The sequence below is a fragment of the Microcoleus sp. S13_C5 genome (assembly GCF_036700845.1).
In the GTDB taxonomy this organism is placed as follows: domain Bacteria; phylum Cyanobacteriota; class Cyanobacteriia; order Cyanobacteriales; family Microcoleaceae; genus Microcoleus.
This window is the reverse complement of sequence record NZ_JAUBPR010000174.1, coordinates 1-10430: the sequence shown is the minus strand read 5'-3', so window position 1 is coordinate 10430 and position 10430 is coordinate 1. Positions and strand designations below refer to the sequence as shown.

At 43.2% G+C, this 10430-nt stretch carries 11 protein-coding genes; 8 read left to right on the top strand and 3 right to left on the bottom strand.

The annotated features are described in order from the left end of the window. Window positions 1–61: 61 nt before the first annotated feature. Entirely contained in the window at window positions 62–1624 is a 1563-nt protein-coding gene (locus tag QUA04_RS27170) for a 3-oxoacyl-[acyl-carrier-protein] synthase III C-terminal domain-containing protein (protein ID WP_333263176.1), read from the top strand. Then, on the top strand, window positions 1624–2550 hold the full coding sequence (locus QUA04_RS27165) for a DUF6999 family protein (protein ID WP_333263173.1): 927 nt from the start codon (window positions 1624–1626) through the stop codon (window positions 2548–2550). The genes QUA04_RS27170 and QUA04_RS27165 overlap by 1 nt, the downstream gene beginning before the upstream one ends. Window positions 2551–2673: 123 nt before the next feature. Here the strand turns inward: QUA04_RS27165 and QUA04_RS27160 are convergent, their stop codons facing one another. Further along, on the bottom strand, window positions 2674–2811 hold the full coding sequence (locus QUA04_RS27160) for a hypothetical protein (RefSeq protein ID WP_333148305.1): 138 nt from the start codon (window positions 2809–2811) through the stop codon (window positions 2674–2676). A 317-nt stretch (window positions 2812–3128) separates the two neighbouring features. Between QUA04_RS27160 and msrA the strand changes: the two genes are divergently transcribed. From msrA to QUA04_RS27140, 4 genes are all read left to right on the top strand, one after another. After that, complete coding sequence (msrA, locus tag QUA04_RS27155; RefSeq protein WP_333263171.1) at window positions 3129–3782, top strand: peptide-methionine (S)-S-oxide reductase MsrA; 654 nt, start codon at window positions 3129–3131, stop codon at window positions 3780–3782. Window positions 3783–3955: 173 nt separating this feature from the next. Then, a complete protein-coding gene (locus QUA04_RS27150) occupies window positions 3956–4261 on the top strand; it encodes a hypothetical protein (protein WP_333263168.1) in 306 nt (101 codons plus the stop codon). Between the two features lie 121 nt (window positions 4262–4382). Next, window positions 4383–4724, top strand: coding sequence for a YtxH domain-containing protein (locus tag QUA04_RS27145; protein ID WP_333263165.1), 342 nt, complete (start codon window positions 4383–4385; stop codon window positions 4722–4724). Between the two features lie 37 nt (window positions 4725–4761). Further along, the gene (locus tag QUA04_RS27140; protein ID WP_333263162.1) at window positions 4762–5340 is read left to right on the top strand and encodes a DUF948 domain-containing protein; all 579 of its coding nucleotides are present in this window, start codon (window positions 4762–4764) and stop codon (window positions 5338–5340) included. Window positions 5341–5357: 17 nt separating this feature from the next. On the opposite strand, the gene QUA04_RS27135 is transcribed toward QUA04_RS27140, so the two are convergent. Then, complete coding sequence (locus QUA04_RS27135; RefSeq protein WP_333263159.1) at window positions 5358–7145, bottom strand: cellulose-binding protein; 1788 nt, start codon at window positions 7143–7145, stop codon at window positions 5358–5360. A gap of 172 nt (window positions 7146–7317) precedes the next feature. Continuing rightward, entirely contained in the window at window positions 7318–7821 is a 504-nt protein-coding gene (locus tag QUA04_RS27130) for a DNA-binding response regulator (RefSeq protein WP_333263156.1), read from the bottom strand. A gap of 227 nt (window positions 7822–8048) precedes the next feature. Between QUA04_RS27130 and QUA04_RS27125 the strand changes: the two genes are divergently transcribed. Next, the gene (locus tag QUA04_RS27125; protein WP_333263154.1) at window positions 8049–8264 is read left to right on the top strand and encodes a hypothetical protein; all 216 of its coding nucleotides are present in this window, start codon (window positions 8049–8051) and stop codon (window positions 8262–8264) included. A gap of 200 nt (window positions 8265–8464) precedes the next feature. Then, entirely contained in the window at window positions 8465–10390 is a 1926-nt protein-coding gene (locus QUA04_RS27120) for a dynamin family protein (RefSeq protein WP_333263152.1), read from the top strand. The last annotated feature ends 40 nt before the right edge of the window (window positions 10391–10430 follow it).

Sequence of the window (10430 nt, the reverse complement as noted above, 5' to 3'; positions counted from 1 at the left end):
CTTCTTTGAACACAACTTGATATTTTTTATTATATCATATTAGTTGTTTGTGTAATTAATTTTGTTTGACTACTTACACGGGGAACTTTCCGAATTATCTCCCCTAGAAATAGTTTCAACTCAAGGAGTTTGCTGTGCCGGAGTTAGTGCTTTAAATTACGCTGCCTCTCAAATCGAACTCGGCAAAAAACAAACAGCAATTGCCGTCGCTTCCGAGTTTCCCTCGCGCCTGTTCAAAAACACCAAATTTGAAGCCGAGACTTCAGTGCAAGCGGGAAAACCCCTGCCTTTCGATACAGAATTTCTGCGCTGGATGCTCTCCGACGGTGCGGGAGCCTTGTTGCTCCAAAACCATCCCAGCGCAACAGGAATTAGTTTAAAAATAGAATGGATTGAACTCGTTTCTCACGCCAATGCTTATCCTGTTTGTATGTATTCAGGATTAGCAAACGAAACATCAACCAAAAGCTGGTTGGATTATTCCTCCTACCTCGATGCAGCCACAGCGGGAGCTTTTGACTTGCGGCAAAATATTCGCTTGCTGGACAATATAATGAAATTAGGTGTTGAAGGTTGGCTGCGGTTGATTAAAGCCGGGAGAGTTTGTCCGCAGGAAATCGACTGGCTGCTGTGCCACTATTCGTCTCACTTTTTCCGGGGACAAATTGTAGAACTTCTGGAACAAGCAGGCTGCATGATTCCTGAAAAAAAATGGTTTACCAACTTATACACACGCGGAAATACAGGCTGCGCCTCGATTTATTTAATGTTAGAGGAATTGTTCAATTCGGGCAAGTTGCAGCCTGGACAGAAAATCTTTTGTTTTGTCCCGGAAAGCGGGCGCTTTACCACGGCATATATTATGTTAACTGCTGTGGAAAATACCCATAAGCCTATGACTTCTCAAATTTCTAACTTTCATGAGCTTCCCGAAGCTTCGCCTCTCGAAAGTGTGAAACCTGCACACCCCAACTCTCCGCAAGCTTATTTGTTGCGGGAGTTAGCATGGATTTGGCTGAAGTTCGATCGCGAAATTCGTTCTGTTCCCATTGTCCGCAAATTGCACCGGGGAGAGTTTACAATAGAAGATTATCAAGCTTTGCTGTGCAATCTCCGGCCGCAAGTTGTAGAGGGAGCTCGCTGGATTGCTCGCGCTGCTTCTAACATGAGTGACTTTCGCCTGCGATCGACTTTTATCGGCCATGCCCAAGACGAACACCGCGACTATCAAATGCTAGAACAAAATTATGTTTCTGTGGGCGGTGAATTGGCTAAAATTGTGGAATATGATAAGAATATTGGCAGCGAAGCACTATCAGCTTTTATCTTCCACCAAGCATCGCGGGACAATCCGGTTGATTTAATTGGCAGTATGTTTATTATCGAAGGATTGGGCAATCGGTTGGCGGGAAAGTGGGCAAAACAAATTCAAGAAACTCTCGGTTTGCAAGACGAACAAGTATCGTTTTTAGCGTATCACGGATCTAATGACGAGTCGCATTTAGCCAAACTGGAAAATTTGATTAATGCCGAATGGATGACAGATGATATTGCCCGCCGCATTGTCAAAACCGCTCGCGTTACTGCTCGTTTATATTTGCTGCAATTGGAGGAAATTCGCTAATGCAAAAGCTGCAAAAACAAGATACCGAAAATTTACCAGATGAGCGAAAAATCCCTTACGCTACCAAACCCTATAACCGCCGATATCCGAATGTGTGGGATGTGCTGTTTTGCGATCGATCTATTCCCGTCGATTTAGTGGCAAAAGCCTACATGATCCGGGATTTGCAAAACTGGACTCGCAGTTATTTGCTGATTCCGATCAAAGTAATTGCTAACTTGTTGCTGGCGGTAATTATGACAACAAAGCGCCTGTTGCCATTTCAATTCCGCGCTTACACTTTAATGCACAAATCGGCTGCTTTTTTCCTAAATAACTTTGTCTCGCCAGAAGCTTGTTATTTAATTGTCCGACACATCTGCATCGGCTCCAACATTATCAACTTCTTGATTGACAACGGCCCCGACACCCAGATAGAAAAGTCCAAGCTTTATCCGCGCACTGTTAACGATTTAGCTGAGAATGCGTTTCTCGAACACGACTTAATTCTTTATAACTTTGTCTGGGATTACAACCAGGCAATGCTGACAAATCCTAACTGGTTGCAAGTCGTCAAAAAACGGGGAATAAATTATGATAGTATTCAACCAGTAGAAGTTGCCATAGATTTAGAAAAACGCAGATGGCTAAACATTCTGGATTTAGAATCGGCGATCGAATTGTTTAAAGTCTTTTATTCTCTGTGTTTGACTAGCGACGAATTTGCGCGAGCAGTGATGTCGCTTCAGTTAGATGAAAACTTCGGAGTGTACGTCAGCGAGATTACCGGAAATTGCGACTGGAATCATGTAATTGTTAATCGCCATCCGCTAGCGCCAAACAGTCCATTTAATGCTGCCCGCGACTTGTTTTTGCACGGGATAATTTCGGAATATCTCTATCGGTATTTGGAACTGCAAAAAGAGATGAGAAATGTTTCAAAGTAAGGTGCTTAGGTAGGGGCAACGTAAGCACCTTACGAATATAAGTAGGGCGTCCAATAACTTTTTGCGTAAGTCCTGAAGTGTGAAAGAATGGTTAATTTTTAGGTCAAAAATTAATATGAGAACTCAAGCTGCTGCGAGCTGTGCTTGTTCTGCTGCTTTGGGCAAAGTCTGATTTACCACAATCCACTTGCCTGTAATTGGGTCGCGATAAGTAATAAACGGATTAGATTTTAAAGGTTGACTGCAAGGTTTAGCGGCCATTTCTACACACTCCCAATAAATGGTATTGAATAACTACTACAACACCATACTTTTAATAATCGGCTATTTTGCCTAAAATCCGCGTGATTTACAACTCAACAATAGGTGATATTTTAGGCGTGTTTTGGTGACATAGAACACTACCTAATGTGATTTAAAACTGCGTTGGCAGTGAGCAGTATCACCAAAAACCTTCCGTAAAAAAAATCTGCCTTCTGGTTTTTACCTTCTACCTTTAAGAGGGCCACTATTTTCAGTATACATCTGATATTATTAAGTAAGGTAAAGACGTTTATCAGAGATCCCCTCACAAACTTATGGTGCTATTTGGATTTGGCAAAAAGTCGAGCCTTCCCTCTCCCCAAGAGGCATTACCGGGACGGGCAGAGTCGATGTCGGTACCGGCAACTCACTTTGTTAACGGCAATCCGCTCAAACCTCCCTTTCCAAACGGCATGGAAACTGCGTTGTTTGGCCTGGGCTGTTTTTGGGGAGCGGAACGCAAATTTTGGCAGCAAAATGGAGTTTTTTCGACGGCTGTTGGCTACGCAGCCGGGATTACTCCGAATCCTACTTACAACGAAGTTTGCAGCGGGATGACGGGACATAATGAAGTAGTTCTGGTTGTGTTCGATCCGAAAGTAATTAGTTACGAAACGCTGCTCAAAGTTTTTTGGGAAAGTCACAATCCTACTCAAGGAATGCGTCAGGGCAATGATTCGGGTACTCAGTATCGATCGGGCATTTACACGTATTCAGCTAGCCAAATGCAGCTAGCTGAAGCTTCGCGCGATGCTTACCAGCAGGCTTTGACTGCTGCAGGTTACGGCAAGATTACCACTGAAATTATTGAGGCTCCTGAGTTTTATTACGCAGAAAGCTATCATCAGCAGTATCTTGCTAAAAACCCGAACGGTTATTGCGGTTTGGGCGGTACTAAGGTTTGTTTGCCTGCTATGTCTCAGGCTTAAAAATAGACCCAGCTTAGGGATAGGGACACATAGTTCAGGACAAAACATTGTTGTGTCCTTAAAACATAGATCAGGACACAACAATGTTGTCTCCCTCCAATATATCTGGTAAATCTTTGCTTCTAGCCCGCCCAAAAAAGCGGAATATGTTAGTAGTTGAAAATAGGTAATAAATGCTGAATGCTGTTGTAATTATCAATATATTAATATCTCTAGTCTGTTTTTATATCGCTGCGAAAGTGTGGAAAATCAGGCGGACGATCGCACGTTTGGAAATTCGGATCGCCGCAATCGAACGCTGTAGCAGCAATGTCCTCAGTACGTCGCCGGATTTCCTTGGTAAAAGGCAGCAAGGTACCCGCCAACTACGACGGCGTTATCAACAACTGGAATTGCAACTGGAACAGGTTCAGCAACTTTTGGGATTGCTGGGTTTGGGACGGATGCTTTGGTCCAGGCGCGATCGACGTTTGAGGTAAGCTATCCTAAAATTGCCGTCTGTGCTGACTCCCTAGGATTTTCAACAATATTTCTACCTTTGTAAAGGGCTGCGATCGGGCAAACGCCCCTAAAATTGGTGTATGGAGAGAAGTTATAAAAATGTCAACTAAACGTTCAGGATTATTTATTGGCGGTTTGCTTGTGGGTTCTGCGATCGGGGCCGTGACTGGCTTGCTGATGGCACCGCGACCGGGCAAGGAGACGCGGCAGATATTGAAAAAATCGGCCGATGCTTTGCCGGAGTTGGCGGAGGATTTATCGACTAGCGTGCAGTTGCAGGCCGATCGACTTTCTGAAACTGCAATCCGAAATTGGGATGAAACTTTGATTAGACTCAAAGAGGCGATCGCGGCAGGTTTGGAAGCGACTCAGCGGGAACGCCAAACCCTGTCGGAAGCTGAAGCTGAAGTGAGTCCCCCGCCGCGCCCTCCCATCCGCTAAATGGCATGAAATTCTCAACCCCCAATCCCAGATTCAAGTGAGCGATCCCATATTTTGGCTAGGACTTTCGATTTTGCTAGTGGCAGTTAGCCTGACTGCTGTTTTAGTGACTTTAATACCTGCGGTGCAAGCGCTGGCCCGGGCGGCCCGCAGCGTGGAAAAGCTCGCTGACACGCTTTCTCGCGAATTTCCCCCCACTTTGGAGGCGATTCGGTTGACGGGGCTGGAAATTAGCGAGTTGACGGATGATGTCAGCGAGGGAGTACAAAGTGCGGGCGAGGTTGTCAAACAGGTCGATCGAAGTATTGGTAGCGCCAAAAAGCAGGCGCAAAACGTGCAGGTAACTACTCGCAGCGTAGTGACTGGGATTAAGGCTGCTTGGAAAACTTTAACTCGCAAGCCGCCGATTTCTGGGACAAATCGCCGTTCAACAGATAGATTGTCGCCGAGTCAAAGAAGTGCGCTTTCGCTAAGGGATTCGGGCTTGGAGGAGAGGTATTCTGGGCTTTATGGTGCCGGTGCGAGTAATGGGGAATCGCCCAGGTTGAGGAGTAGCGAGGGTTCGGGTTTACCGGGGGATGCGGAAGAGTTTGAGGAAGTGTCGAAGGATTCTTGATTCCACCCAATTCCTCATCATCCCTCCACAGCACAGCCATCCCACCAGCAAGGATTCTTATCAATAAAATCCATCAAGGCATCATACTTAGGCGAACCCTTTTGTTCCACATATTCCAAAGCCCCCCAACTTCCCCACTTACTAAATGAACTCACATCCACAAAGTGCATAAAAAGACTGCCTCCAGCTTGTTTCCAACTATTCAGTAATTGGGTGTAGATATCATACATTTCTGGGCGCCTATTTAATTCCATAAAAAACTTGCTCAGTTTTTCGTTATTCTCAACTCCTTCAGTACCTACAATATGTTGCCCGCCCTCGTAAACAAATAACTTGAGACCTTTTTTTTGAGCCACATCTAAGTAATACCTAAAGTCATTATCAACATCGGGCAAACTATCTTTGAAGCCAGGAAGTAACCCGCCGTCTCTTAATTGCTTAAAAGCTTTGCCAAACCCGCCATCTGCGTCATTCAACCAAGACTCTACTGTGCTGACACTTTCTTTCCCGCCCAAGTTTCCGCTAAAATATCCAGCTATGGCTACGGCATCAATACCGTGTTGATAACAAGGTTTATTGCCCTCAGCCACCCAATAGGAACACTCTAAAGAATAAGTTTCTAACTCTCTCCAAGCTCTTTGAGTTCCTAACACGCAGACAACTCGATTCTTTTGATCCCCAAAAACGCCTTTCCAGATATCGCACATTTGAGCAGTACGCATTCCGTGCCATTGCATAAAAGCATCGCCTTTATCCCCCCACCTCGCTTTACCTTGTTTTAAAGCATAATTCGATTGTGGAAATGACCAATTCCAAACCTCATTAGAATACTCTACATTAACTTTCAGCTTTGGGTCTAAACTATCTTTGACCATTTTAGCAAAGTTAGTCATATATTCATCCGTAGCCTGATGCGGCATATTAAACCAGGGATCTGCTTGGACTTTGTTAGCTAAATTCACCATAACTTCTATGGGAGCATTCCCTCTGTAAGCATAGGAGACACTCTCTGGTTTAGGTCGGTTTGACCATTCTTTTTGTTCTGAACCATTTGTCCCCATCCAGTCCATAAAACGCAACACTCTAAATTTTTTAATCTTGTCTATAAACAGCGGATTAAATATTTCACCACTTTGATAAAGCTGTTCATCTTGGGAGTGAACAACTTTAATATTGCGGATATAGTTCCCTGTTTTCTTGGGATCGGTAGCAGTAATTATAATCATTATGCCTCCGCCTTGTGTGGCATCTACATTAATGATATCCCTCCCTGGTTTCGACGCAGCCTCATCTTTTTTGGCATCAAAGCTATATTCGATCGCACCTTCACCCTCATAAGTAACAATATATTGCCCTGAAGGATAGCGATTGGGGATTTCCCTAAGTAATAGCGTACTTACCCTAGTATATTTAGGAGCATCTTCGGGCGAGGGGAGAGACTTTACCCACCCATTTTCATCAAGATTTAAAAGATTATGCTCCTCTGTATCCCATTCACCTTTACAGTTTGGTTGTCCGCTAACGCATTGAGTTATCCATTGTCTAGAAGATTTGAAAGCATCTAAAAAGGGTAATTGTGTTGACCAGTCAGCAATACCATTAAGCCCAACTCCTAAAGAAGAGCGAGAATTTGATGTATTTTGTACATCTGCCCGCACAGCTACTGTGTTATTTACTTGCCGTACTGGTGTGGGAGCAATATTATTTGTTAAAGCCCAACATCCGGGAATGAAAATGACAAAAATTAATAAACCCAGCACAAAGCCCAGAGCTTTTTTGTTCGATCTGATACTTAATCGAGACATAAATTTGACTAATTTGATTGTTTTAGGTAAAATCGAAGCGGATGTGGTCAGTTTTAATTTTGATATTTTATCAAAAAGTTCCTTCTCAAACTATCAGCTATAAGATTATTAACATTTTTGCCTCTCTGTGGAGGGGCGAGATCCCTTTCTGTCCCCAAGTGCGCTCGCCCATCTAATCCTCTTTATCCAAATTTTCTGTTTTCGGAGTTTCTGAAGTTGAGGGGAATTCTAATCTGATGTTAATATCAATTGATATTGTATTTTTCTCAATCACACCTATACCAACTATTTTTACTAATGCTTCTGTAGGTACAGAATTGTTTATTTTAAATTCAGGAGAAGACTGAGTTTTATATCCGGCTTCCTGTAGCCGATCGCAAATATTGCGCCAATTTCCTACAGGTTCGTTAGGTACATCTGCGAGTTTTTTAACATATTGGTATAAAGTTTTACATAAATAAACCTCTGCACTTTTGGAACTCTGAAACAGTTGGCGGGCGATTTCGGCGGGACTGCAACCGGAAAGCAATCCTCGCAGGTAAAGTTTTTCTGTTTCTGTTAGTCCCCTGCGCGATCGAGGAGAGATTTGCCGTTTAGCTTCTGCAAAAGCTTGGTACAGCCTTTCTAAGTCCCAGTGTTTCGCGGCTTCGGCAAATAAGTCTTCCTTTGAGGCCATTTTAGGGTGTGGTGAGATGTGGCTAACGATAGCATAACCGAAATTGCTAACGTTTGTTAGTTGTTTGCTAACAATAGGTAGTCTAGTATTAAATTACCCCCTCATTTTATAAGTGCAAATACTTAGAGAAGCGAGAAAGTGCGAGCGCGATATTTCAAATTTTGCCTGTTTAGTTAACTTTTGTTAGTGAAACAGTTAGTTTTTGTTCCTTACACTGAGGTATTCCAATGGCTAAAGGTGATGAAATAGCGAAAGCGGCAGGTTCCGCTGCTGCGGGTGCTGCTGCGGGTGCTGGTGTGGTAGCTGCTTCTGGTTTTACGGCAGTTGGTGCCGTTGGCGGAGGTGCTGGTATTGGTGCTGCTGCTGGCCCCGTTGGTATAGCCGTAGGTGCATTAGCAGGTTTGGCATTTTACGGGATTAGCAAGGCTCTTTCTGACGACTAAACATTGACTCGCGCCAGGGAATTCAGTCCCTGGCTAATAACTAGGTTGTTGATATTTAGCCCTTGTTTCACGAGTCCGCCAGGAGTTTAAACCCCTGGCAGATAGGTTGGTAAGCGCACAATCTATATCATCTATATCAATTTCAACCGCGAATTTCTAGGTCTAACTTAGCCCGTCCCTCAACTAAAAAGTGTCAACTTATGTCTTCTCAAGAATTTCAAGCAGCATACACGAGCATTTACAGTACAGGCACTTTCCTCTTACAATATCTCAAAGAATTCCGTGACGGACTCCGCATTCAGGGAGATGAAAGTCAAGGGCTACAAAGCATTGAAGATGAAATTAACAAAGCTTTAAAGGCTTTGCAAGATCAGAAGTATCAAGTAGCCGTCATTGCAGCAATGAAAGCTGGCAAAAGCACCTTCTTAAATTCTATCATCGGTGCTGATGTGCTGGCGAGTGAAACGGCCGCCTGTACTATCTGCCGTACAGATGTCCGACACATTAAACCAGGCGAAACTCCTAAACTTTTAGAGTACCGAGAAGGAGAAAGAAAACCAGTCATTCTTGTTGAGGGTGACGCTGGCGAAATTCAGCAAAAATTCCTGCAGCGTACCCGTGAAATCAGAGAAAAAGGTAATCCTGATAACACTACACGCTTTGAGATCGAGCATCCGATTGAAGCAATTAGCCAATTATCTTCTCTAACCGGCTTTACCTTAGTTGATACTCCCGGCCCTAATGAGTGGGAGTCTGCAAACTTCAACATAAATGCACTGAAGCAGACCGCACTAGAAGCACTGCGAACCTGCAATGCCATTCTGTTTATTTTAAACTACGCTTCCTACAAAGATAATGCAGTTGCTGAGTTGTTTAAGGATGTTGTTGAAAATCGTAAGGATTTTATAGCTGAGAACACGGGAAAAATTTACTTTATTTTGAATAAAGTTGACCAAAAAACAGAGAGAGACAAAGAAATTGCTGATGTCATTAAAGATTTAGAGCGAGAGTTAGTTGGCTTTGGCTTTTGCAATCCAGTTATTTACCCTGCTAGTTCTCGACAAGGACTTTTAGCGAAACTGATTCAGCAAGAAAAAGCCACTGACAAGGAGATAAAAGATTTTGAGGATTTCTTTAGTGCCAAATATGCTGAGAGAGATGAAAAAGGTAGGAGAGTAATTCCTTTACCTGAAGAAATTGCACCAAGAGCTTTGCAAGATAGCGGTATTCCGAGCATTCAAGAAACAGTCATTCAAAGGATTACGCAAAATTCAGGCTGGAATTTATTGAGTGAGGTGGTGGCAGAACTTGATAAAGCTGCTAAGGCAATTGAGGATACTCAGAATACACAGATCAGGGGTTGGAAAATGGGAATTGAAGCCCTAAAAGAAAAAGTAGAAGACTACAGAAGACGTTCGGAGAATGCGAGGGCGAACATTGAATCTGTAAAGAAAACTGTAGAGGAACAGAAGCAAACACTAATCAAAGGATTTAGTCAAGGCATTAACACATTTGCTAATGAGGCTAAAGCTCAGATAGCCAGTGAGATAGATAAAATTGCAAAGTCTCGTTCCGCCAACTCTCCAAAGCCAAAAAAAACTCAACAAAGTCGTCAACTACCACCAGCAACATCTGATAATATAGGCTGGGGACAAAGAGTAGGAGACATGGGAGAAGCCGTATTAGAATTAATCCCTGGCTTTGGTCAAAGCCTAGGGAGAGTCTTTAAGTTAGGTGCATCCTTGTTGGATATACTGGGTGAGTCTATTCCACAAGCTTTCAGTACCTCTGCCTCTGAACAGATTGTTGATAGTGAAGAGTTCGATCCGTGCATTATCCGGTGTAAAACGAAGGCAGAAGCTGGGAAAATTGTTGAAACTATCAATGAGTTTTGTGCGCCACACATTCATAATTGGTGGATAGATACTCAAGATGAGCTTGTTCGAGATGGAACAAATATTCGCAAAGAGTTAGCCAAAATAATTCAAAAAGATATCCAAAAAATCTCAGATGAACTGTCTGCTTATCTGGGCGATGCTTTGCAGGTGAAACTCAACATCAACCCGATTCAATTTCCCAGCTTTGATTTTCGGTTCTCCAGAACTTACGGTGATATTTTTATCTAATTAGAGAAGCAAGCTAATACCCGTTCTCGAAAATTATCAA

Coding starts and splice junctions, on each gene's coding strand:
- QUA04_RS27165 (WP_333263173.1), top strand. CDS start 1,624: ATGCAAAAGCTGCAAAAACAAGATACCGAAAATTTACCAGATGAGCGA.
- QUA04_RS27160 (WP_333148305.1), bottom strand. CDS start 2,811: ATGGCCGCTAAACCTTGCAGTCAACCTTTAAAATCTAATCCGTTTATT.
- msrA (WP_333263171.1), top strand. CDS start 3,129: ATGGTGCTATTTGGATTTGGCAAAAAGTCGAGCCTTCCCTCTCCCCAA.
- QUA04_RS27150 (WP_333263168.1), top strand. CDS start 3,956: ATGCTGAATGCTGTTGTAATTATCAATATATTAATATCTCTAGTCTGT.
- QUA04_RS27145 (WP_333263165.1), top strand. CDS start 4,383: ATGTCAACTAAACGTTCAGGATTATTTATTGGCGGTTTGCTTGTGGGT.
- QUA04_RS27135 (WP_333263159.1), bottom strand. CDS start 7,145: ATGTCTCGATTAAGTATCAGATCGAACAAAAAAGCTCTGGGCTTTGTG.
- QUA04_RS27130 (WP_333263156.1), bottom strand. CDS start 7,821: ATGGCCTCAAAGGAAGACTTATTTGCCGAAGCCGCGAAACACTGGGAC.
- QUA04_RS27125 (WP_333263154.1), top strand. CDS start 8,049: ATGGCTAAAGGTGATGAAATAGCGAAAGCGGCAGGTTCCGCTGCTGCG.
- QUA04_RS27120 (WP_333263152.1), top strand. CDS start 8,465: ATGTCTTCTCAAGAATTTCAAGCAGCATACACGAGCATTTACAGTACA.